This is a genomic window from Aquabacterium fontiphilum (genome assembly GCF_009909205.1).
Classification (GTDB): Bacteria; Pseudomonadota; Gammaproteobacteria; order Burkholderiales; family Burkholderiaceae_C; genus Aquabacterium; species Aquabacterium fontiphilum.
On the sequence record NZ_JAAAPN010000006.1, the window covers coordinates 174,355 to 197,611 of the forward strand.

The following is a 23,257-nucleotide window of genomic DNA, read 5'->3' on the forward strand; positions in this document are numbered from 1 at the left end:
CATTTCAAAAGTTCAAACGGCCTGTGCGGGCATAAGCGGGCGTGTGCGGGCCTGCGCAGCGCATCAGCCACTGATCGGATCGACCGACAGACGCAGTTCCATGGGCTGGGGCAGGCCGGCCGGCGGCACCAGGCGAAAGCCTTTGCTGGCATCGGCCATGGCGCTGCGCACGCGGTCTTCGGCCGCACGGTCGTTGAGGCCCAGCACCTCGAAGCGTTCAATGCGGCCCTGCGGCCCCACCCACACCTGCAGTCGGGCGCCCAGACGCACGATGTCCTTGGGCAGCGCCCGATCAAGCTCCGACTTGAGCAACTGCTGCGCGCTGCGGGCATAGAAGGTGTATTTGGCTCGGTCAGAGGCGCTGGGCGCGCCGCCGGCACCGCTGCCCACCGGGCCACCCTGATACTCGCTGGTGATGGTGCCTGAGCGGAAGGCGCTGGGCCCATCGCCCGCGGGGCCATCCATCTTCAGGGCCTCGGCCTGCTGCGGCGGGGGCGTGTCGACCTGCTTGGGCTGCTCGGTCTGCACCACCTGCTTGGGCTCTTCCTTGGGAGGCTCGGGCTTATCTTCCTTCGGCGGCGGCGGTGGCGGCGGCGGGGTGTCGGGCAGCACGGCAATCTTCACCGTCTGGCGACCGACTGGCTTGCTGCCGCCCTTGCCCATCAGCGCGTGGATGCCCCAGCCCATCAGGGCCATCAGCAACAGGCCCACCAGCCACGGCAGTGCACGTTGCCAGACAGGCGCACTTTGAGAGCGGTGTGCAGGTGCAGCCATGCTCATGTCCCGATGCGCGAGGTCACGAGGCCCATGGGCACCTCGATCTTGTTGCACAGGTCGATCACCTCGACCACCCTGGCGTACTGCGTGCGCGCGTCGCCCTTGATGGCCACGCTCATCTTGGGATCGGCGGCCTTGGCCTGCAGCAGCTGCGCCTCCAGTTGCGCCAGCGTGACGCTGACGCCGTTGGCCATCAACGTGCCGTCGGGCAGTACCTGCACGATGCGCAGGTCATGCTGCTCGGTGCTGGGCTTGTTGCTGGGCTTGGGCAGGTTGATGGACAGGCCCTGCACCGAGGCCGTCGTCATCAGAATGAACACCACGAGCAGCACATAGGCCAGATCCAGCATCGGCGTGACGTTGATGCTGTCATAGGGCTTGGTTTCGTTTTGAACCTGCATGGGGCCGTCTCACTGCATGCGTTTGGTGGCCAGGCCGATCTCGGTGATGTCGAGCCGCTTGGCGATTTCGAGCACGGCCATCACCTTCTCGTACTGGGCAGCGGCATCGGCCTTGAGCACCACCGGCAGGTTGGGGTTGGCTGCCTTGTACTGGGCCAGGCTGGTCTGCAGCTCGTCCAGGCTCACCGGATAGGCGTCCAGATAGACCTGCCCCTCTGCCGTGATGGTGATGCCGCGCGTCTGCGGCTTGGCCAGATTGCCCGCCGCCTGGGTCAGCGGGGGCGAGACCTTGACGCCCTGCACTGAGGCCGTCGTCATGATGATGAAGACCACCAGCAGCACATAAGCCAGATCGAGCATGGGCGTGACGTTGATGTCGTCATACGCCTGCAGATCGCCCTTGAGGTCTCCGGCCATATCTTGCTCCGTTGCCTTGCTACGTTGCGCCTGCGCCAGATCAGCGTGCGCCGTGGGTCTCGGCCACGCGCGTCACGAACTCGTCGACAAAGATGGCCATGTCGGACGAGATGTTCTTGATGCGCGCAGCCAGGTAGTTGTAGCCAAACAGCGCCGGGATCGCGACCGCCAGGCCGGCCACGGTGGCCAGCAGCGCCGCGGCAATGCCCGGGGCAATCGCATTGACGTTCACATCCCCCGCGGCCGCAATGGCTGCAAAGGTGATCATCACGCCCACGACCGTGCCCAGCAGACCCAGGAAAGGGCCGCCCGAGATGGCAATGGTCAACAACACGATCTTGCTGTTGAGCGTGTGGCTTTCGCGGATCAGGTCGGCATCGACCGCGGCCTTGACGGCATCGATCGACGCTCCCGACAGCGGCGCAGCACCGGGCTGGCCGACATCGCGCTTTTGCAGCTCGCGCAGGCCGGCGGCATACAGGCGGGCCAGCGGTGCGTGCGGTACATCGCCGGCCTGCACCGTCATCACGTCGCGAGCGCTACGGAAGGCTTCGAGGAAGCGGGAGTTGTCCTTGTCTGCACGGACAACCAGCATCGTCTTGTCGTACATGACCCACGCGGCGATCACGAACATCACGGCCAGGATCACGATGACCACCCAGGCGTCGACCGTCAGGTTGTCAATCAGGATCTGGAAATGACCCGGCTCTTCGCTGGACGCGGCGGCCGATTCTTCCGTCTGCGTCACGGCCATGACCAGCTTGGCATCGGCGCTCTGCGCAGCATGCATCAGCCGCACATGCTCAGCGCTGCGCACGGTGGACGCCAGCTCAAGCTGGTCCAGCAAGCCGCTGTAGCTGCTGCCCAGCACAACCTCAGCCGCAAACGGCTGGCCGGCGTCGGCCACATCGGCCTCGGCCGCCTTGGCACCGTTGACGTACAGCGTGGCCTTGCCACTGCCCAGCGTGAGCGCCACATGGGCCCAGGCGGACGCGGGCAGCTCGCCCCCGGCCACCGTCGTGTCACCCAGTCGCGCCACGATCTGCGCGCCCTGCAACGCCAGCTCAAGCGGGCCGTGGCGCAAGACTGTGCCGGCCGTCGCTGGCTTGATCCACATCGCCACGCTATAAGGCCCGGTTGAAGGGGCCACAGGCTGGTCGCCCATGTCCAAAGCGACAGGCTGTTGACCATCCAGTCGCAGCGCGGCGCCGATCATGCCGTTGGCTTCACGATTCACAGCGACGGCCGATCTGCGCTGCCCCGTCACATCGGCCGTCGGGCCATTGTTCTCGGCGAACATGAATGCCGCCGTTGTCTGGTCATCGAACAACGCGGGCGAGCTCACCTCCGCGGCAGCCTGCTCATTGCCAGCATAGACATACACCTGGTTCTGATCACTGGCCGGCATGACGGAGGGCAGCTGAACCCAGATCACAGCCAGTTCATTGGCGCCATCAAAGCGCTCGACCCAGAACTTCAGTGGTGTCTTGTCGTCGGCAGCGACCACGCGCAGGTCGCTGCCATCGGGCTTGGCACCCAGGAAATCAAAGTTGCCCGAATGCAGTCGAACCGGCACCACCACCCCGCTGAGGGCCTGCGTGGTCTGGACACCTTGTTGCGTGGTGTTGAGCGTGACTTGCGTGCGTTGTTGCCAGTCGCTGTTCCACCAGGCGCTGGCCAGACCCGGCCAGGCCACGCAAGCCGCAAAGAGGGCGAGCACATGTTTGCGCATCATTGACTACTTTCCATCGATCGGTTCATCGGCCCGTCACGGTGGCCCCGCCTGCCCGGATCACGACCGGACGCGGCATCTTGGGCAACGCCCGTGACAGGATCACGACAGCCCTTCAGGGCTGACGCTTTTTCTTCTCTTCTTCGTCTTCTTCGTCACCGCCGAAGCCCAGGAAATCCAGCAGCAGGCGGCGGCGCGGTGTCGCGGCCGATTTGCTGTTTTCATCGGCCTGGGCCGGACCGGCCGCGGTGGCAGATTGACCCAGATCGCCCACGCCCGTGGCCGCGTTGCCGACCACCGGCGGCGGCGCCACGTTGCCACCCGGTATCTGGATGTCGTTGCCGCCCACGATCACCGGCGCGTCCAGCGTCAGGCTGCCCGAGGTTTTGATCCCAGCCTCACCCGCGTTGATCTCGCCGCGGGGCGCGAACAGGTAGAGGCGGCTGTCGGCGTCCAGCGTGGCAATGCCCGAGCCCGAGAACGAGCCCGTGGTGTCGACCTGCAGCTGGCCGTCGACGATGCGGAACACCGGCGCGGGCGCACCGATCACCGTCTTGGAACCCTTGCCTGCATCGATGTTGCCGTTGCTGGCCCACAGCAGCATGTCGCCCGACTTCACCACGAACACCCGCGACTGGTTGACCTCGATGCTGTCGCGCACCACGCCGGCAATGCTGCCGCCCGACGTGGTCACGATGCCGAGGCCCGCTGCCACAGTCGAATCGACCGTGCCGGTCAGGCGACCCACGTTCATGCCGCCATGCGGCGTCATCACCGTGATGTCGCTGTTCTGCTGCGTCTTGATGCTGCTGGAGCCCATGCGCAGGCTGCTGTTGGGCTTGCTGCCGGGGAAGACCGTGGCCAGCGCGCTCATGCCCCGCTGATAGGCATCCAGCTTGGCCTCGCCCGGCGGCTGCTTGGCAGCCGCCGAACCGGAGGCAATCAATTCGCGCTTGAGCACGGTGTTGGCAAACAGCAGACGATGCTCGGCGCCCAGCTCGGCAAAGCGCTGCAGGGCGGCGTCGGCCGTGAGGCCCTGTTCGCCCGTGCGCCGCGCGACATAGCTGATCAATGCCTGCACTTGTGCGCCATCGCGCTGTGCGGCCATCGCAAGGGCCGTGCTGCGTTGCACGTCGGCTGCCACGGCCTGCTGCCAGGCCGGCGCGAGGATGTGCCCGATCAGCGCGCCTTGCTCGCGCGCCGGCAGCTTGTCGAGCAAGGCCGTCGCCGCCGCCTGGTCCAGGGCTGGCTTGGCCTCACGCCCCTGCATGAAGCTCAGGACGGCCTGCTCGTAGGCGCCATCGCCCACCAAGGCACGGGCGCGCGCCAACTGCTGAGCGAAAGGCGCGCTGGCGTAAGCCTGTGCCTCGTCCGAGCCCAGCGTGGGCACCGCCTCACCCGCCTGCGCGGCGCGAAGCTGCGCATACAGGTCGGCCGCCCAATCGGCCACACCGGCACCGCCCAGCAGATGGAAGTAGCGCGCCTCGGCTTGGCCGTAATCGGCTGCTCCCGGCCTGACACCCGCCAGCACCGTCAGGCTCGCGCTGCCTTCGGGCAAGGCACCGTTCTCGCGGTTGCCACTGGTCTCCAGACCGCCGGCCAGCGCGTTGTTCACGTCACGCCCTGCCACCACGAGCACATCGCCCGGGCCGCGCACCACGGCCCGGCCTGCAGCCGAGACCATGTTGACGTCGCGGCCGGCCTGAATCAGCGTGAGCTCGTTGGCGCCCTGGTGCTGTGCCACGAAGCCCGGCAGGTTGACATCGCGCCCGGCGATGATGCGTGCCGCATCGCCCAATTCGGCACGCAGGCTCACGTCGCCTTGCTCGGCCACCAGCCGGATCGGCTCGCGCCGGCCCTTTTCTGTGCTGCCGGGCTGCACCATGTTGCCATTGGCGTCCGCAGAGTCCAGGCGTCCGACGACCGCATCGTTGCTGCCCATCCAGACCACGCCATTGCCGTAGAGCGACTCGGGTGCCACGTTGACCGACCGCACCGTCAGGTCCTGCGCGGCGAGCACGCTGAGTCGTGCCCCGTTGTCCTGGGGCATCTGATTCAGGCGCGCGGCCAGGATGCTGCCCGTGGGCGCTGCCAGCAGGCTGTCAGAGGGCAGCAGGCCAACCGTGGCACGGGTCGACGCCACATCTGGCGGCAGCACGTCGTGGAGCAGCAGGTCGCCCGATACCGCCACCAGCGACAGGCTGGCATCACGGCCCAGGCCGGTGATGCCGAACGAGCGGTTGCTGTCGTTGGTGCCATCGCCGCGCTCATGCAGACCCGCTTCGGTGATCAGGTCGACCAACGCGTCCTGAGCGGCGCGCATCGTCACCTGGGTGTTCTCATACAGCAGCGAGGCACCACCGCGTTCTGCGGTGCCATCGATGTTGAGGCCCGCCGTGATGCGCGCTGTCTGGCCACCCACCTTGGTCATCAGGCCGGCGATGTTGCCGTCGGCCTGAACCTGAACGCTGCCGCCCCCGTAGCGGCGCACCACGCCGGCGGCGTCCTTGTAGCCACTGGTGGCCGTCACGAAGCCCATGTTGTGCACATCGGCGCCGGCCTGGGCCCGGATGTCGCCGCCCCCAAACGTGGCCACGCCCATGTTGAACAGGTCATAGCGACTCCACCACGACTGGCTCTTGCTGCTGCTCACATCGGATTTGTGGAAGGTCCAGTCGCTGACAAAGCTGGGCGTCGTGATGACCTCGGTCCGCACGCTGCCGCCCGCCTGGATGGCAATGCTGCCGCCGTCGCGCATGAAAGGCGTCTGCCGGGTGGCGTTGATGCCCGCCCCGCGGGTGATGAGGTCGCGATGCAGCGCCGCGCTGGTCGGGTTGCCTTGGCCGAAACCCAGCGCACCGGGCGCTTCCAGCTCGTTGGCAAGTCGCCCTGTGGTGTAGACCGTGGCCTGGTCGTTTTCCAGCACCACATCACCAGCTGCCGCCACGCGGATGTCCCCGGTGGTGCTGCGCACAAACACCTTGGCCGCACCGCCCACATCGCCGATGCGCACGCTGCCGTCGCGGTCCGCGCGGGTGCGCATCACATCGGCGCTGTCCAGATCGGCCCCCGCGACCAGGTTGATGCTGGCGCCGGCGCCGATCGGCAGATCAGCCGGGGCCACGCGCAAGGCATTGTTGATCGTGGTGTTGGCTGCCGTGCTGGTCTGGGCCGTGCCCGGCAGCGGGCCGTTGATGAAACCGCCGCTCAGGCTTGCCTGGATGCCCAGGTGGCCTGCGGTGCGCACGGTGAGGTCAAACGGCGTGTCGGTGCTGGCCTGCACAACGAACTGGCTGCCGCTGGACTGGCGCACCAGCTGCGTCAGGTTCCACGCCGTGCTCAGGGTCAGGTCTTCGGCGGACTGCAGCACCTGAGCCGACTGGATGGCCCGGGTCGCACCTGCGGCGCGCCCGTTGAGCACCTGGTTCAGCGTGTCTTGCGTGGCGGCAGCGCGCTGGAAGGCCTCGCTGCGCGCCTTGACGGCGTTGAGCTGCGCCTGCCCCAGATCGGACACCTCATTGCGCTCCTCGCCTTGCACCGTCACCCTTGCCAGGCCAGTGAGCTCGGCTGCCACGGCGGCCACTTTCACATTGCCCGCGCCGGTGGCCGCGTCGGCATCGGCCGGATCGCGCAGGCCCGCGCGCAGTGTCAGGCTGCCCCCTTGACCGCCTGTGCCGCCGCTCGCCTTGACCGTGCCGCCTGCCTGCAGGCGCACCACGCCGTCACGGCTGGCCAGGCGGATGTCGCCGCCCGTCTGGCCTGCGCCTGTGGCCGACGCGTCGATCAGGGCGCCCGTCGGCGCCGTGTCCGTCGCGCCCTGCCCCAACACCAGATCGCCGGCCGCGCTGACCTGCACGCGCCCGCCTCGGGCGCCCGACGCATCCAGCTGGCCATGGATCACCACCTGGCCCCCGGCCTCGGCATCTGCCGGGCGGTCGGCCACCAGCGTGATCTCTTGTGCCCGCAGCGTCTTGCCTTCCGACAGCGTCAGCCCTTGGCCATCGCGTTGGTGCACCGTCCACTGCTGGGTGGCGTTGTGGCGCACCGGCCCGCCCGCCCCCTCAGCCGCGCGCTGTGCTGCGCCAGCAAGGCGGTCCACGAGCGCGTCCAGACCCGAGCCGCTGTGGGCATCGACCGTGAGCGTGCCACCGCGTTGCCCGGCATCAGACAGCAAGCGGATATCGCCCTCCACCGTCACCTGTCCTTGTTGCGCAATCAGGCGCACCTCGCCCGCATCGGCGCCCGCCACACCGGCGGCGGCCGAGGCGCTGAGCACCGCGCCCTGCGCCAGATGAACACTGCCCGCATCGGCCTTGGCCTGGATCAGGCCGGCAGCGATCGGCACCTTCACGCCATCGACCGTCCAGACGTGGCCATCGGCGCGTGTGGCCGACCCAGCGGCCAGCACCACATCGCCCGTGGTCGCCTGCAGCGTGACGCTGCCCGCACGGGCGTCGATGACGCCGCCCTGTTCGACCGACGCCCCGCGCAAGCCGATCCGGGCCCCCAGGCCCGGGGTGGCGGCGTTGATGCCGGTGGCCTGTGTGGAGGTCGGCGTGGACGCCTGCACCGATGGCGCCGGCACGCCAGCGACCCTCACGCGGCCCGAACCCGCGTCGAGCTGTCCCACGGCCGCAGCGGCGGCCGTGATGGAGCGCGCCGACACCGTCAGGTCACCGTCGGCCGTCAGACCGGAAGTGAGCGCGCGGTGCTGCGTGCGCACCGTGAAGTTAATGCCGTCTTCGGTGCGCGCATCGGCATAGCCGTCGCTGCGCGCCTGCGTGACCAAGGCGGTCTCAGCGACACGGCGGCTGGCGAACACCACGCTGCCGGCGGCGTCCAGCTCGGTCTGGCCTGCCCCGTTGAGCGCGGTCACACCATCGCGGAACCAGATGTGCCCGTCCTGCCCCGCTTCGCCGGTGGCGCGCAGCGTGAGCGCGGCCGTACCACCGGCCACGGTGCCGGTCACGCCGGTCGTGTTGCTCAGGCCAACGGAGCCGGCCGTGATCACGTTGCGCCCACCTGCGGCTTGGCGCAGTTCGGGCGTGTCCAGCGTCAGCGCCTGACGCACCGACAGGTCGGCCCCGTCCGCCAGCGTGATGCCGCCAAAGGCGCGCACCGTCAACCGGTCAGCCTGGGCCAGCTGGTCCAGCAGCTGACCGCTCAGCACCAGGGCGCGCTCGGCCTCTCCATCCGCCGCGCCTGGCCCCAACTGCCCGACATGCACCTGGTCGGCCGCGATCACCACGGCCTTGGCCTGCAAGGCGGCACTGCCCGCCACCTGCGTGCTGCGCGTGCCCTCCACCACGAGGCTGCCGCCGGCCAGCGTGCTGCCTGCGCCCACGCTGACTTCGCCGCGCTCACGCGACAAAGACTGCGCTTCGGTTGCGGTGCGGCGGCTGGCCACCTTGCTGTCGGTGCTCACGCGCACCAGGGCGCCATCGCCCTGCACCGTGATGTCCTCTGCGGAGCCCGACGTGGCCGCTGCGCGGATCACCGCGCCATCCTTCACCGCGACACGCTCGGTGCCCGCCAGAATGACATCGCCCAGCGTGAGCGCGCTCGCTGCGTCGTTGGCCAGCGTCACCTCGGTGGCGCGCACATCGATCAGGCGGCTGCCATCGGCCGCCTGCGTGCTGCGCAAGCCGCCGACCAGCAGCGAGTCGACCCCCGTACGATTGAGTTGCCCGACATCGAGCAGCAGCGTGTCACCCGCCTGCGCGGTCGTCAGCGTGCCCCCGACCTGAATCTTGCCGGATGCCACGTTGAGCTCGCCCCCGCGCCCGTCCTTGGCGCGCTTGAACGCCAGATCGCCCGCCAGGCTCACCTTCTGCGCGGCGATGTTCAGCGTGCCGGCATCCATGGCGCGCCGGGGCGCCGCCACGCCGTTGCGATCGGCTTGCGCGTTCAACAGGTTGTCGAACGTGGTGGTCGTGATCTCACTGAAGCGCAAGGCCTGATCCCGCGTCAGCACCTCGAAGCTTGCCGCAGGCGCGGCGGGCAAAGCGCCACCCACCGTGCCCACGCTGGCACCCACCCGCACGGCACCGTTGGCCTGCGTGATGGCTTGGCCCATGGCCAGCGGTGTGTTGTCAGCCGTGCGGCGGATCAGGTAGCCGCCTGCCAGCAAGGCATAGCGTGCCGGCAGGACGGTGTAGGTGCCGGCCGGCACCGGGCCGCCCTCGCCAAAGGTGATCTGGCGCGAGGCGCGCGTGTCGAGCACGCTGTCAGTCAGCCCCGACTGGGCCAGCAGGTCCGGGTCGATGCCGCCCAGGCCCTTGACGCTCGGGACGATGGCAAAAGTGCCCGTCTCGAACGTGCCCTGGAAGATGTCTCGGCTGCCACCTGGGCCCGGCACGAACTCCCACCCCACGAGTTGGCCACCGGCCGACAGGTCAAGCTGGGCGCCGGCGGCGACCGTGACCGCGCCGCCCGTGGCGTCCAGCGTGATCGTCTTGGCCGGTGGCGCGCTGATCTCGCTGCCATTGAGCGACCATCGGGTGCCGCCTTCGGTGGTCGTGCCATAGGGCACGATCAGGCCATCACCCGAGACCGACACCCGTGCGCGCTCGGTCAGCGTGATGCTGGGCGCCTGGAGCTCGATCTGACCAAAGGGCGCCCGCAGCACGCCGTCGACGGTGATGGCGTCGGCCTTCAGCGTCAGGCTGCCACCAGCAGACAAAGGCGCTGGCGCCTGAGGATGGCCGCCCTGCACCGTGATGGCCTGCGCCCCCGCAGGCCCGCCCGCGGCGACCAGTGCATACCGCGTGGCCGTGGCCACGTTCACCTGCGGCGCGTCCAGCGTGACCTGCCTCGCCGCCGTCGTCAGGCTGCCATCGCGGCGCGATGCCGACAGCGCATGGAAGCGGATCTCGTGCTGCGCCTTCAGCGTGAGCGCATCGACGCCCTGCGTCGTGTGGATGCCAGACACGTCGACCACGCCGCCTTCGAGCGTAAGCTGGCCGCCTCCACCCGTGGCCGCCGCGGGTGCCTGGGTCTGCGTGTGGGTGCGGGCCAGACGGCCTGCTGCGGCAAAGCGGGCCGAGCCGCCGTCGCGAACAGCCAGCGTGGGCGCGTCCAGCGTCATGTCGCCGGCCACCCCGAGGTTCACCGTGCCCACCGAGGCAATCTCGTCGCTTGACGACAATCGCAAGTGCGCGAAGCCGCCCGCCTGGATGGCGTCGGCCGACACGCGCAAACTGCCGGGCTGGGTGGCCGAGGCCACCGCCTGCTGCTGCACGACGAGGCTGGCCACCGGGCGCAGGCTGCTGCCACCATCGGTGATGGTCAGACCCAGGCTACCGCCTTGCGCCCCAGCGCCACCGGCGCGCGCTTGCAGATCGGCCGACAACGCTGCGCCGCCCGCGCCCACGGCCACGCTGATGTGCCCCCCGTCCGACGCCACATCGGCGCGGCGCGTGCGCACCGCCCCGCTCGCGGCCTGGGTGCGCACGTCGATGCGCGCCTGGGTGCCATTGGCCGTCAGTTGCGCCTGCTGGACGCCCCCCGTGCCGTCCACCGTCTGCTGGAACACCACCGGTGTGGTGGCAGCCAGGTTCTCGGCCGCGCGCACCTCGATGCGCCCGCCGGCCAGCACCTCGCCGAACCGCTGATCACCCACATTGGTGGCCGACAGCAGCGTGGTGCCGGAGACATCGAGATGGGCGCGGCTGCCGAATCGGTAGATGCCTGTGGCACGCGCATCGACCTCGGTCGTGCTGTCCGTGCCCACCAGTGCGGTGGTGATGGTGCCGCCCGCCGCGCGCACCGTGCCATCGACCACCAAGGCCTTGCCACCACTCAGGGTGACGCTGCCGCGCGGCCCGGCATCCACCACACTGCCTTCTGACACGGTCAGCGCGCCATTGAGGGCCGCGGCGCCGCCCGCGTTGTCGCGGTACCCAGACGAGCGCAGGGCCAGCGTGCGCGTGGGCGCCAGGTTGTCAGCCTGCACGATCATGTCGACGCGATCGGCCAACCGGCTGCCGGTGGCGGCGCTGAGCAGACTGGTCCGGGCCTGCCATTGGCCCACCTGAGGCCGAATGCGGGCATCGGCGGCCACCGTCGTGCGCCGTACGCCATCGAGATCGAACTGCGTGAAGCCGCCCTGATGGAAGAAGGCGCTGCCGAGCACGAGGCCATCGACTACATCGCCCTGGCGCAGGGCGGGGCCGCTGCCCACGATGTCCAACTCACCCACTTTGAGCGTCAGCTTGCCGCTACGGGCATCGCCCACATCGTTGAACGCCTTGACCAGCGTGCCGGCCAGCGCGTGGCCGCGGAGCGTGGCGTCGAGGTGGACGGCATCGAAACGGCCATCGCGCGCGGCCGCCTCGGCGTTGGCTGACAAGGTGATGTCACCCGCCCGCGTGCCACGCACCGTGGCATTGGGCGCCACCGTGGCACCCCCGGACACATCGATGGCCGAACCCGACTGCAGGTCCAGGCCCGCGGCAGAGCGCAGGCTGACACTGCCGCCCGCCACCGCGCCGCCGGCTTGCACACCATCACGCCGCTGGTTGACCACATCCCCCGCCACATCGATGCGGCGGCCCGCGGCCAGCGTGATGCCCCCCGCCTCAGGAACAGTCGGCAGCACCGAGGCGGTTTGAACCGACACCGCTGCCCCGGCGCCGGTGATGTCCCCGCCGAGGTAGACGCCCTCGTCACCCGCTGCGTGAACCGTCAGGCGACCGGCCCGCTGCAGGCGCAGGTGCGCGCCATCATCGATGCGTACACTGCCCGCAGAGGCGACGCTGATTTCGCCCGCACCGCTGAGGTTGAACCAGTCTGCCGAAATGCTGGTGCGGCCAGGCAACGGTGCAGCCAGCGGATCGGCCCACAGATCGGACGGCGGCTGTGCCGCGCCTGGCGCACGCACGGTCAGCCCGTTGAGCAGGTTGCCCTGCATGCTCAGGCCCAGGCGCACAGCGGCCTGCGCAGCACGTGCATCGAGGCCAGCCCGTTGGCGAGCGCCTTGTTGCACCTCGGCACGCACGCTGCCGTCGAGCACGGCCGAGGGGGCATGGATGGTGAGACGGCCGCCATCACCGCCCTGAACATAGCCCGCCTCGACGCGGCTGCTGGCTGCAACCGGCTGAACCTTGTTGCCGAAACGCGTGGCGTCGGCAGGCTGGTAGCCCGACACGGCCACCACCTGCACATCGGTACGGGCGTTGTTGACGGTGTAGGCCTTGCCATCTGCGCCCAGCAGGCGCGTGGGGCTGACGACAGCCTCGGTGAACGTCACCTTGCCGCCGGACACATCGATCTGGCTGCCCTGCTGCAGCAGCACGCCGCCCGTGGCCACCAGGCTGACCTGCCCGCCCTTGGCCATGCGCTCACCCGCTGTGGTCTGGATGCCGTCCTTGTAGCCCTGGTGCGTGGCTGCCTCCAATACCGCGGGCGCGCTGCGCGTGTCGTAGGTGACCTTGGTGTCCTTGAGCGCGCCGTCCTTGAGGAAAGGGTTGCTCGCCAGGTCGCCATTGCGGATGAGCTCGGTGGTCACGAAGTGACGCGCCACCGAGGCGGTGGTGTCCACCGTACCCGACACATCGATGACCGCGCCCTTGCCCATCACGAAGCGGCCCTCTCCGGCTGCAGCGCCCAGGTAGGCCGTGTTCACCGCACCAAGATCGTTGACCAAGGGGTCGTAGTTGGGCACCAGCTCGGCCCGCACATTCACATTCGCTGCGGGCGCCGTGATGCGCGCGCCGTCCAGTCCGTCTCGTCCGCCTTCCATCACGATGTGCTGGCCACCCAGCTCAATGCGTGACATCGTCATCTGCACCGAACCGCTGGACGCCTGGCTGTTGTCGGCGGCCACTTCGATGCGGCTGCCGGCCGTGAGCGTGAGCGTGCCCGCCGATTCGGCACGCACGTCGTCGCCTGCGCCCACGCCCGAACGGGCGAGCAGGAAGACCGAGCCGTTCTCTTGCACACTCGTCGTGGCCCGGATGCGGCCGGCCTGGCGCACGGTGTGGGCCATCAGCGTCGCGTTGCCGCGCTCGGTCAGGATCTGCCCCAGGTTGTGCACTTCACCGTCTTGGTTGTCCACCTCGAACAGAAAGCCGCGCAGAACCGACAGGTTGGGGTTGACCTCAGAGGCGAACAGCTTCTCTCGGTCCGGTGTCTTGATGTAGACCGCTTCGCCACCCAACAAGGCAGTCTGCCCGCCCGGCGTGGTGATCTCGCCAGCGTTCTCGACCTTGCGGGCCATCAGCCAGACGCGGCCGCCCGAGGGAGTCGTGATCTTGGCGCCCTGCTCCACCAGGACATAGTTGTCAGGGTGATCGAAAGTGACCAGGTCGTCGTCGGACAGGTTGCGCCAGCGGAAGGTGGCGGTGTTGGTGTTGATCGTGCTCAGGCCGTTGAGAAAGACATCGTCATCGACGTCCAGCGTCGAGGCGACCAAGCCCTGCACATTGACCTGCGCGCCCTTGCCAAAGAGGATGCCATTGGGGTTGATCAGAAAGACGTTGCCATTGGACTGAATGCGCCCATGGATCTCGCTCATCTTGGTGCTGCCGACCACACGGTTGAGCGCAGACGAGCCCGCACCGGCCGTCATGTCGATCTCGAAGGTGGCCTTGCCGCCCAGATCGAACGACGACCAGTTGTAGATGCCTGCCCGCCTTGTCTGCACCAGCTTCATCGACACGCTTTGCAGATTGCCCTGGGCGTCGCGCACCTCGACCCGGGGGCCCAGCACGCTGTTCTGCCCGACAGGTTGAAAGGAGAAGGTCTTGCCTCGGATGGTGCGCGTGCCCTGCAAGGGCTCGGGCAGCGTGAACTGACCGGGCGCGGCCAGGGCCGCCTGGCCCATGCACGCACCGACCACCGCCGCAGCCAACGGCCGCATGGCCCAACGCCGCCCCGTGCGCCGGCTTGCCCAGGCTTGAAGGCGACGCGCGAAGCTGTCACGGCGCGACCGCGCCGCGGCGGGTCGATGGCAAACAAGGGAACGCAGAATGGCAACCATGGCTCACCTCAGTAATCAGAAGGCGTACACGAGACGGGCGTGCACGCGTGAATCGCCCTTGCGCGTCGCGGTGGTGGCCTTCAGCGGCCAGGCGACGTCCACGGTCGCCGAGAACGACTGGCGCACGCGCAGCGTCAGCCCCAGGCCCGCACCGGCCAGCGACAGCGGGCCGTCATCTGCCGTAGGGAACTTGATGCGCACGCGGCCGGCCTCGACAAAGCCATACACACGCAACTCCGAGAAGGCCGCCAGCCAGGAGCCCTCGGGGCCGCCCGCCCAGTTGGGGCTGCTCAACTCCAGCCCGGCGTGGACGCCGGCATCGCCCAGCAGCTCGGCCTCGTAATAGCCCCGCACACTGTCGGCCCCGCCGATCGAAAACTGCTCGGCCCCCACCAGGGGCTGGTTGGCGAGCTGCATGCCCACGCGCCAGCGTGCGGTCATGCCTGCCGCCACGGGGTGGCTGTGGCTGGCGTCCAGGCGCAGAGCGGCAAAGCTGCCATCACCCTCTTCGCGCTTGCAGGCGAACTGGTCCTCCGGTCCGAAGCACTCAACCTCGCGGCGCAGCACGCCACGCAGCGCAAAGGTGCCACCCACCTGCAGCGTGGTGGTGCGTTCGCCGTGCTGCATCACGGCGGTGTAGTCCAGCACGAAGGGCATGTAGCGCAAGGGACTGGACAGGCTGCTGTTGTCAGCGCCAGCGTTGATGCGCTCGCGTGTGTTCTTGTACTCCACGCCGGCCGACAAGGTGTGATACAGCCCCTGCGTCGCGGGCAGCGCCCAGCTGCGCTTGAGCGAGACGTTGAAGCCCTTGCCGACCACGTTGGTGCTGCCCAGCGGCTGCACGAAGCTGTCAGAGGCCAGCAGCGACGCTTGCCAGCTGTCCCCACCTGGCAGGGGGATCTGGTAATTCAGGCCCAGGGCCTTGCTTTGTGAGGTGTCTTGCGGCGTGACGATGCCGATGAACGCCAGCGTGTGATCGGCCTGGAACAGGTTGCCGTAGCTGCCCGTCACCTGCAGGCGCAGCGGATCGGTGAACTGCACCTGGCGGTTGTTCAACTCGACCGTGAAGGCCACCGGCAGGCTGTCACTGACCTTGAGCTCGGCCTCGACCGTGCCCGGCAGCGGCCCGGGCCGCAGAATGGGCTGCACGCGGCGCTCTTCCGTCCGGTTGACCTCGGCCAGCTGCGCCTGCACCACGTTGAAATTGGGCACCTTGCCAGCCGCCAGCTCGCTGACCACAGCGCGGATGCGGCCCTGCTCGTAGTAACGTGATTCGGTCACCTTGAGCCGGCTGACCTGGCCTTCGAGCACACGCAGGCGTACCACACCATCACGCACCTCCTGCTCGGGCAGATCGACGAACACGGTGACGTAACCCGCGTCCTGATAGGCCTTCTCGAGCGCGGCCCGCGCCGCCTCCACATCGCCCAGCGAACGCTCGGGGCCCAGATGGGCCGTCACCGCACGCTCGACTGCCGCCACGGGCAACACGGTGTTGCCTTCGATCTCGTACTCGTACACGTCGAACCGCGGCGCAGCCTGGGCCATGGCCAGGCCGGTCAGGGCCGACAGACAGAGTGCGGCAATGCGCGACACGCGCGTGGGCTGCGCAGGACGCGCCGGGGGGACTGCAGGAGAGGTACTCATGGTGGCCGCGAGTGTGGGCGGCGACAGTGAAACCACGATGGCCCACGATGATCCGAACAGACCATGGGCACTCAAGTGGGTGGTCACCCTCATGAGCGGAACGCACCAAGGGTGAGGCCCAAGAAAAAACCCGGCAGGCGCGGGGCACTGCCGGGCTGGGGTGCGGGGCGCAGCGGCCCCGCTGTCGCTTGAAGCGATTACTTGATGATGGTCAGCACGTTCGACACGTTCGGGCGGGTCACGCGGCCGCAGAACTTGTTCTGGGCGGTTTCGCCAGCGGTGCCAGCCGCCACGAAGGTGAAGGTGGCCGGGCAGTCAGCCGCATCAGGCAGCGTCAGCACGCCAGCCTGGTTGGCCGCCGACAGGCTGTTCAGGTTGGTGGACTTCTGAGCGGCATTGGTGAAGTTCACCATGAAGGCGCGGCCAGCAGCCGAGTTGCCCACCTTGGCCACCTGGATGGTGGACTCGAACAGGTACTCGTAGATGCCGCGCTTCATGTTGTCGCGGCTGGGCTCGACGCCGTCGATGCGGACGAACTTCCAGGCGGCGGTTTCGGGGTTCTCCAGCGAGATGTGGCCGATGGCGAAGGCGCCCTTGGTGTTGGCCTCGGTCAGGCAGGTGCGCACGTTGCCGGTGGACGAGCCTTCGTACACCATGATCAGGCCGTCGTTCTTGGCCACGTTGGCGATGGCGTTGGGGAACTCGGAGTTGTCGGCATTGGTGGCTGGCGTGAATGCGGCCACTTCGTTCGCACCGTACTCCAGCCAGAAGCGGTTGGCCGAGGTCTGGGTGCCCGAGCCGTTCACGCGGCGGCAGATGTTGATCTGCGTGCGGTCGCCAATGCGGGCGTCAGACAGCAGGGGCGTCCAACCCAGTTCCGGGTTGTAGGCGTTGGACAGCATGTTGCTGATCACGGTCTTGGGGACCGAGGGACGGCCCGACGTGCCTTGCTCAGCCTGCAGGGCGGCGTACAGCGGCTGCGAAACGGCCAGACCGAACCCGATCTGCAGCACGCCACGCACCTGCTGGAAGTCGCTGTTAGAGACATCCGCGTTGGCTGAGAAATCAATGGGGCTCAGCGGGCGGTTAGCCGACGGGTTGAAGCCGACAGGCGACACGTCCGACACGCCACCATCCGGGCGGCGTTGAGCCAGGGTGTTGCACACCTTGGTCGTCTGGTTACAGTTGGCGGCGCTGACGTTCAGGAAGGGCATCAGGCTGTTGGTGGCCACGGGAAACACGCCGTTGCCCGAACCGCCTTCGTCCGACTTCTGGAACAGCACCTTGCGGTTGTTGTAGGCGGCGCCAAAGTCGTTGTTGGAGCCCACCAGTTCGCAGGCATAGGCCTTGACCATGTTGCCGTCGACCGACTCGCCGGCAAACAGGTTCTTGTTGTTCAGGTAGATGTTCAGGGTGCCGGGCTTGCAGTTCTGGGTGAACAGACCGCCAATCGTGCCCGACAGGGCGGTGGCGCCCGACATGGTCACTTCCAGCAGGGTGCCAGCCGAGCGGGCGGCGTCGATTTCAGCCAAGGTCAGAGCGTGGGCCTGACCGGCCAGGGCGGCCACGGCGGCCAGGGAAACGATGCGGAGCTTCATGGGATACCTCAGGGGGTGGCAGACGGGAAAAGGCAAGGCTGTTTCCGCAGCCCAGCCAACGGGACTGGGCTGCGAGAACATCAAGGGATCACTTGGCGGCGCGACGGCGGGCAGCGATGCCAGCCACAGCCAGACCCGCGACCATCAGCGCATAGGTGCTGGGCTCAGGCACGGCAGGGATCGAAGACGTCACGGAGAAGGTGTACGAGCCACCTTGCTGCTGGAACGTGGCATAACCGATCAGCGTGTAATTGGGCATGCCCAAGGCAGATGTGCTGCTGCGAACGAGGTCGAACAGCTCGGTGGTGCCGCCCAGCACATTGCTGGTGTCCTGGAAATTCCCGGCGAAATCAGCACCCAGAAGATCCGGGAAGTAAGCCCTGCCATTCACACCTTCCAGGAACACGCCAGAAGCGTTGGCGCCGCCGCCAAGCGTGACGTTCAGTTGGGGGTTCAGGTTGGCAGCATCCAGGTAGATGTTCTTGATGGCGTTCATCGAGTTAACCATGTCGCCGTTCTTGAGGGCTGTAACGTCGCCGTTCACGGTCGTGATCATGGTGCGCGATGCTGCAGGCACGCCAGAGTTATCGCCGCCAAAGAAAGTCCAACGCATATCGCTGGCGCCCTTGGCGTTGTAGATGTTGAGGAACGTGTCAAAGGCGCTGTTGCCGGCCATGCTCCACGAGCGGTAAGGATCAGCGCGGAAGTCACCCAGCATGACGCCGGTGTCGAACAGGAAGGACACGCCCGCTTGCTTGCTGTACACGGTCAGGGACATCTCACCACCGACACCGCCGGCAGCCAGGGGGTCCAGCACGTTAGCGGAAGCCGTACCAGCAGCGGCCAAGGCCACAGCGGCTGCGATCAGTTTGAAGTTCATGGTTTCTCTCCGGAAGGAATGTTGAGGAATCGGACCGGTCGCAGTGTGGTGATGTGCCGTGACAGGCGTTTGGTGCGTCGGGCTGTCGGCATTGGTCCGAACGGCTCAACCCACCTTTGCTTCCGATCCGCCGGAGACTTTGCGCAAGCCATGTGACGCGCCACCGCGTGCATGCGGGGCTTCCCCATGGTCTGTCCGGATCACGCATGCGCCGAACGGCGCATGTCACGCCATGGCGCATGGCAGGCCGGCACGAACCGGCGCCCCTTCAATTGAGGGGGTGGCAGCCTGTTGCGGTCAATCGAGGCTGCGAGGTGCTTCGGGCGCATGGGCCGCGGGCAACATGGCCGGGCCCAGCACATCCAGCGTCATGGCCTTGGCCACGGCCTGGGCGCGATTGGCCGCACCCAGCTTGCGCAGGATCTTCTGCACGTGGTTCTTCACGGTCAGCGCGCTGATGCCCAGCCGCTCACCAATCTCATGGTTGCTCATGCCGTCACGCACGTAGACGAGGATCTCGCGCTCGCGCTCGGTGATCAGCAGCGGGCGTGCGCCAGCCGGTGCATGCGCGGCAGGAACGCGGGGTGCGAGCAGTTGCCGCTCGGTCACACACACGCGCTGGTAAGCGGCGTGCACACAAGGCAACAGCATGCCCATGGCCGCGACCTGATCAAAGCGGCTGCGCTCGCCGGTGCGCGCGAGGATGAACAGGCTTTCAAGCTCGTCGGGCCGGCCGGGGCGGCAATGCCCGTGCAACAGCACTTCGCTGTAGCCCGCGTTCAGCAGCGCGCCCAAGGTGTTGTCCTGCGCGGCATACATGCCGAGGTTGACGGCCACGGGCTCCTGACGCGCAGCCTGCCACACCTGGATCAGCCGCATGGCCCAGCCCGCAGGTGGCTCGCGCAACTGCGTCACCACCTCATCTGGCAATGGCTTGCTGTTGAACACGTCAAAAACAAGCGCTCGGGCGTCACGATCGTAGAAGCCGCACACCATCAGGTCGTGGGGCAGCCAGCGCTGCAAGTCGCCTTGCGTCCAGACAAAAAACTGATGTCGCCGACAGATCTGCGGCGCGGCCTCCATGAGGCGCATCAGGCACTCGGGTTGCGCCGCTTCAAAGTGGGATGACATGGCGTATGGGCTGATTGGACGGTGCGAGTCTAGGGAGCAGGCGTGACGGTTTGTTGACTTGGTAACGAAGCGGCCGTATCGGGCGGCGTGATGGGCGGCGTGGTGGGCGATGCGGCGGGGGTGCCCAATGTGGCCTCGAAGCGCCAGGCGTCGAAGCGCTCGACGCCTTTGGGCGCACGCAGGGGCGTGAGCCGGGCGGTGCTGTAGACGCCGCGGATGCCCGTCCCCTCGCGAACCAGGCCCCACGGCTGGCCCGTCATCGGGTCCAGCCAGGGCTGGCGCAAGTGGCGCACCAACACCCCGCTGCGCTCATCGGCCAGCAGTGCCTCCAGCGTCGGCGGCCAAGGGCTTTCGCCCGCGCGCACCGGCACCCGCGCATACGACTCGATGGCATGCTGGATCTGTTCGGCGCGAAACACCATCTCAACCTCGCGCTCGCGCTGGGCATGGTTGCGCCAGTGCGTGCCCAGCGCCATCAGCATCACACCGCTCAGGGCGACCCAGCCCAGCAGCATCAGGTAGCTGAAGCCCCGCTCACCAGGACGCATACGGCAACCCGCTGGGCCCGCGCCCGCGTGCGCCGCTGCGCACGTCGGCCATGCTGCCCGTCAAGGCGCTGTCGGCCGGCGGCGGCACCATCTGCCAGCTGTCGCGCGAGCCCGTCACAGGGTCTTCGGGTACATGGCGCAGGTAACCGCGGCTGACCAGTTCCTGCAGCGAATCCGGATATTGCCCGCGGTCGGCCGTGTACTTGTCAATGGCGTCGCGCATCACGTTCAGCGAGGTGCGCAGCGTGGCCTCGCGCGCGTTGTCGACCGAGCGCACATAGCGCGGCGCGACCAGGCTGGCCAGCAGGCCCACGATGGCCAGCACCACAATGAGTTCAATCAGCGTGAAGCCGCGATGGGCGGGGGCCATGGTTCACCAGCTCCGATAGGGTGTGCCGTCCAACCCGGTGCCAGACGCGCGCGAGTACACATCGAACACGTCTGCGCCGGCAGCGGGCGAATCGGGCGGGCTGGCGTAGGCACGCAAGCCCCAGGTCTGCTCGGGTGGCAACTGCCGGTCTGCCAATGGATCGCGCGGCAGCCGCCGCAGGAAGTAGATGCGTGGCTTGGCCGCCTGGCTGACATCTGGCACGCCCTGCACCAACACCAGCAGATTGGGCGGGTAGCCTGTTTCGTCGGCGCGCTTCTCGATGCGGCCGGCATCCCACGCGGCCTTGTAGTCGTCGATGGCCGTGCGCAGCGTGCGCAGCGCCTGGCGCAGCTCGGCTTCCTGTGCGCGACGCTGTTGCAGCGTGGCCAGCGGCATGGCGGCGCTGGCCAGGATGGCCACCAGCATCACCACCACGACCATTTCGATCAAGGTGAAGCCGCTGAAACCGCTGTAACCGCGTGAACGCGCGTGGGCGCGCGGTGTCAGGATGGGCTCACTGTGATGCGCCATCGTTGTCTGCCGGATCGGCTTCGTCTGACGGCGCTGCACTGGCCCCTGAGCCTTGAATGCGCAGACGCCATAGCGCCGTGCCACTTTCCAGGGCGAGCGCCGTCTCGCCGCTGCCCGCCTCGGCGCGCACGCGCACCATCACCGACTGGGCGCCCTGGGGCGGCACGCTGAGCGCCACACGACCAGGCGACCCAGCTTGGCCATCAGCCAGCAGCAAGGCCGAATCGATCATCAACGCAGATTCCAGCGGCTCGCTGCTGTCGTTGTGGACCGTCACCTGAAAGCTGCTGCCGGCCATGACCTCTTCGGGCGCAGACAGGCGGTGAGGCGCAGCCGCGGCGGCGCTGCCGCGCGACGATCGGCCCGACGCGTCACCCACCGCATCGCCCGCCGCGTTGGCAGACGGCGCGCCGCCACGGCTTGCACCACCGATGCCTCCCGCACCCGTGCCATCGCGCAAGCTCAACGGGCGCGCGCCAGGCTGGGCCTCGGTGCCCGAGGGCAACATGCCGGCGCTGACCGGTGGTTGCACCAGGTTGCGCACGATGCGCGGCGTGACCAGCAGCACGATCTCGGTCTTCTCGCGGTTGTCCGTGCGGTTGCCGAACAGGCGGCCAGCCAGCGGCAGTTGGTGCAGGCCGGGCACGCCCACCGAGTTGCGGCTTTCGTTGTCGTTGATCAGGCCAGCGAGGATCTGTGTCTCGCCATCGCGCAGGCGCAGGGTCGTGCTGGCCTGCCGCGTGCCGACCTGGTAGGCAATCGAGCCCTGCGGTCCCGACACTTTGTCGGTGATGCTGCTGACCTCCAGCATGACCTTGATCGTGACGTCGTTGTCGAGCTGCACCTGGGGCTCGATCTCGAGCTTGAGGCCCACATCCAGATAGCTGACCGAGGCCGACACGCCAACGTTGGCTGTCGATGTGGTGGTGAACACCGGCAGCTTTTCGCCCAGCAGCACCTTGGCCTTCTCGCGGTTGCGCGCGCGGATACGGGGGTTTGCCAGTAGGTTGGTGGCGCCGCGTGTGGACTTGAGGTTCACGATACCCAGGGGGTTGGGCGCGTACCAGCGCAGGTTGCTGTCGGACGTCAGCGGCGCCGTGCTGCCGGGCACACCGTAGTTGAACAGCTGCGGCCAGCTCAGCCCGATCTCGTCGAGCTTGCGCGACGAAACCTCCAGCACCTCCATCTCAAGCACCACCTCGGGGTCGGGCAGGTCCATGCCCTGCACGAGCTGCTCGACCAGGCGGATGACCTCAGGCGTGTCGCGCACCACCAGCATGTTCAGACGCTCGTCGATGAACACATCGCGGCTCTTGGCCACCGTGCGCACCAGCTGCTGCACTTGCTTGGGGTCGGCGTTGACAAGATAGAAGGTGCGGGTGACGGTGTCCAGCAACTCGCGGGCCTTCTGAGCCGTGGCGGGGTACACCAGCACCGTGTTGTCGTTGAGCAGCTTGTGGCCCAGTTGCTGCGTGCTGGTCAACAGGCGCAAGGCCTCGTCCACCGTGGTCTGGCGCAGAAAGAGCGTGACCTTGCTGTCGGCCCGCACGTCCTTGTCAAACACGAAGTTGACATCGGCCGCCCGCGCCAGTGTCTCGAACACGGTGCGCAAGGGCGCCTCGCGGAACTCCAGCGTGATCGCCCGATGGGCCGAGCGCAGCACCGCACCCGCCCGTGCACGCGTCTGCGCCTCGCGCAGCGATTCGACACGGGCCAGCAGGGCGCGCGCGGCCTCGTGTCGTGGCGCTTCGCCCAGCACGGTGCGCAGGGCCAGCTCGGCTTGCTCCCACTGCTGGCGCTGCACGGCCTGCTCGGCCTCTGTCACCAAGGCCTGCAGCCGCTGGTCGCGCGCAGCCTCGGCCTGCAGGGCTGCGGTGCGGGGGTGTTGGGGCGCCACGGCGACCAGGCGATCCAGCCAGGCCCGGGCTTCGTCGCGCTGGCCAGCCTGCCGTGCCGCGTCGACGCGCATCGCCAGCTCGGCCACCGTGCGCTCGCGCTGCTGCAACCAGGCCAGCCGGGTTTCGCGGTGATCGGGCTGCGCGCGCACCGCATCGTTCAGCCGCGCCAGCGCGGCCTCGTGCTGCCCGGCCTGGGCCAGCTCCTGCGCTTCGCGCACCAGCGGCGAGGCGCAGCCCGCCACCGCGGCCACCATGGCCAGCATGAGGGCCGCGTTTGCAGCCAGACGCCGCAAACGGCCGTGGCGCCAGGGGGCACGAAGGCGGGGCAAGAGATCAGGGTACATCG

Annotated in this window: 13 protein-coding genes; all 13 read right to left on the bottom strand. The window is 68.1% G+C overall.

The genetic code is table 11. The features are described from left to right. Window positions 1-63 precede the first annotated feature (63 nt). Window positions 64-774 carry a TonB-dependent receptor gene (locus GTZ97_RS08995; RefSeq protein WP_161650247.1) on the bottom strand — a complete coding sequence of 237 codons (711 nt, stop codon included), beginning with the start codon at window positions 772-774 and terminating at the stop codon, window positions 64-66. Between the two features lie 2 nt (window positions 775-776). Then, window positions 777-1,178, bottom strand: a complete 402-nt coding sequence (locus GTZ97_RS09000; RefSeq protein ID WP_161650248.1) for an ExbD/TolR family protein — start codon at window positions 1,176-1,178, stop codon at window positions 777-779. 9 nt (window positions 1,179-1,187) lie between these two features. Beyond that, window positions 1,188-1,595 (bottom strand): ExbD/TolR family protein, encoded by a 408-nt coding sequence (locus GTZ97_RS09005; protein WP_161650249.1) that lies wholly within the window; start codon window positions 1,593-1,595, stop codon window positions 1,188-1,190. Between the two features lie 40 nt (window positions 1,596-1,635). Next, window positions 1,636-3,330, bottom strand: coding sequence for a DUF2341 domain-containing protein (locus GTZ97_RS09010; protein ID WP_201748220.1), 1,695 nt, complete (start codon window positions 3,328-3,330; stop codon window positions 1,636-1,638). Window positions 3,331-3,442: 112 nt separating this feature from the next. After that, complete coding sequence (locus GTZ97_RS09015; protein ID WP_161650250.1) at window positions 3,443-14,188, bottom strand: filamentous hemagglutinin family protein; 10,746 nt, start codon at window positions 14,186-14,188, stop codon at window positions 3,443-3,445. 135 nt (window positions 14,189-14,323) lie between these two features. Then, window positions 14,324-15,955: a ShlB/FhaC/HecB family hemolysin secretion/activation protein gene (locus GTZ97_RS09020; protein WP_161650251.1), complete on the bottom strand. Its 1,632-nt coding sequence runs from the start codon at window positions 15,953-15,955 to the stop codon at window positions 14,324-14,326. A 197-nt stretch (window positions 15,956-16,152) separates the two neighbouring features. After that, a complete protein-coding gene (locus GTZ97_RS09025) occupies window positions 16,153-17,553 on the bottom strand; it encodes a hypothetical protein (RefSeq protein ID WP_161650252.1) in 1,401 nt (466 codons plus the stop codon). 88 nt (window positions 17,554-17,641) lie between these two features. Then, window positions 17,642-18,433, bottom strand: coding sequence for a PEP-CTERM sorting domain-containing protein (locus tag GTZ97_RS09030; protein ID WP_236651099.1), 792 nt, complete (start codon window positions 18,431-18,433; stop codon window positions 17,642-17,644). Window positions 18,434-18,730: 297 nt separating this feature from the next. Beyond that, on the bottom strand, window positions 18,731-19,564 hold the full coding sequence (gene epsA / locus GTZ97_RS09035) for an XrtB/PEP-CTERM-associated transcriptional regulator EpsA (protein WP_161650253.1): 834 nt from the start codon (window positions 19,562-19,564) through the stop codon (window positions 18,731-18,733). A 29-nt stretch (window positions 19,565-19,593) separates the two neighbouring features. Beyond that, complete coding sequence (locus tag GTZ97_RS09040) at window positions 19,594-20,112, bottom strand: type II secretion system protein (RefSeq protein ID WP_161650254.1); 519 nt, start codon at window positions 20,110-20,112, stop codon at window positions 19,594-19,596. Beyond that, window positions 20,099-20,482 (bottom strand): type II secretion system protein, encoded by a 384-nt coding sequence (locus GTZ97_RS09045; RefSeq protein ID WP_161650255.1) that lies wholly within the window; start codon window positions 20,480-20,482, stop codon window positions 20,099-20,101. The genes GTZ97_RS09040 and GTZ97_RS09045 overlap by 14 nt, the downstream gene beginning before the upstream one ends. A gap of 3 nt (window positions 20,483-20,485) precedes the next feature. Beyond that, window positions 20,486-21,013, bottom strand: a complete 528-nt coding sequence (locus GTZ97_RS09050) for a type II secretion system protein (RefSeq protein ID WP_161650256.1) — start codon at window positions 21,011-21,013, stop codon at window positions 20,486-20,488. Then, window positions 20,997-23,255, bottom strand: a complete 2,259-nt coding sequence (locus tag GTZ97_RS09055; protein WP_161650257.1) for a secretin GspD/PilQ domain-containing protein — start codon at window positions 23,253-23,255, stop codon at window positions 20,997-20,999. Before GTZ97_RS09055 ends, GTZ97_RS09050 begins: the two co-directional genes overlap by 17 nt. Window positions 23,256-23,257 lie beyond the last annotated feature (2 nt).

Coding starts and splice junctions, on each gene's coding strand:
- GTZ97_RS09015 (WP_161650250.1), bottom strand. CDS start 14,188: ATGCGGCCGTTGGCTGCGGCGGTGGTCGGTGCGTGCATGGGCCAGGCG.
- GTZ97_RS09025 (WP_161650252.1), bottom strand. CDS start 17,553: ATGAAGCTCCGCATCGTTTCCCTGGCCGCCGTGGCCGCCCTGGCCGGT.
- GTZ97_RS09030 (WP_236651099.1), bottom strand. CDS start 18,433: ATGAACTTCAAACTGATCGCAGCCGCTGTGGCCTTGGCCGCTGCTGGT.
- epsA (WP_161650253.1), bottom strand. CDS start 19,564: ATGTCATCCCACTTTGAAGCGGCGCAACCCGAGTGCCTGATGCGCCTC.
- GTZ97_RS09050 (WP_161650256.1), bottom strand. CDS start 21,013: ATGGCGCATCACAGTGAGCCCATCCTGACACCGCGCGCCCACGCGCGT.
- GTZ97_RS09055 (WP_161650257.1), bottom strand. CDS start 23,255: ATGTACCCTGATCTCTTGCCCCGCCTTCGTGCCCCCTGGCGCCACGGC.
- GTZ97_RS09020 (WP_161650251.1), bottom strand. CDS start 15,955: ATGAGTACCTCTCCTGCAGTCCCCCCGGCGCGTCCTGCGCAGCCCACG.
- GTZ97_RS09005 (WP_161650249.1), bottom strand. CDS start 1,595: ATGGCCGGAGACCTCAAGGGCGATCTGCAGGCGTATGACGACATCAAC.
- GTZ97_RS09010 (WP_201748220.1), bottom strand. CDS start 3,330: ATGATGCGCAAACATGTGCTCGCCCTCTTTGCGGCTTGCGTGGCCTGG.
- GTZ97_RS08995 (WP_161650247.1), bottom strand. CDS start 774: ATGGCTGCACCTGCACACCGCTCTCAAAGTGCGCCTGTCTGGCAACGT.
- GTZ97_RS09000 (WP_161650248.1), bottom strand. CDS start 1,178: ATGCAGGTTCAAAACGAAACCAAGCCCTATGACAGCATCAACGTCACG.
- GTZ97_RS09040 (WP_161650254.1), bottom strand. CDS start 20,112: ATGCGTCCTGGTGAGCGGGGCTTCAGCTACCTGATGCTGCTGGGCTGG.
- GTZ97_RS09045 (WP_161650255.1), bottom strand. CDS start 20,482: ATGGCCCCCGCCCATCGCGGCTTCACGCTGATTGAACTCATTGTGGTG.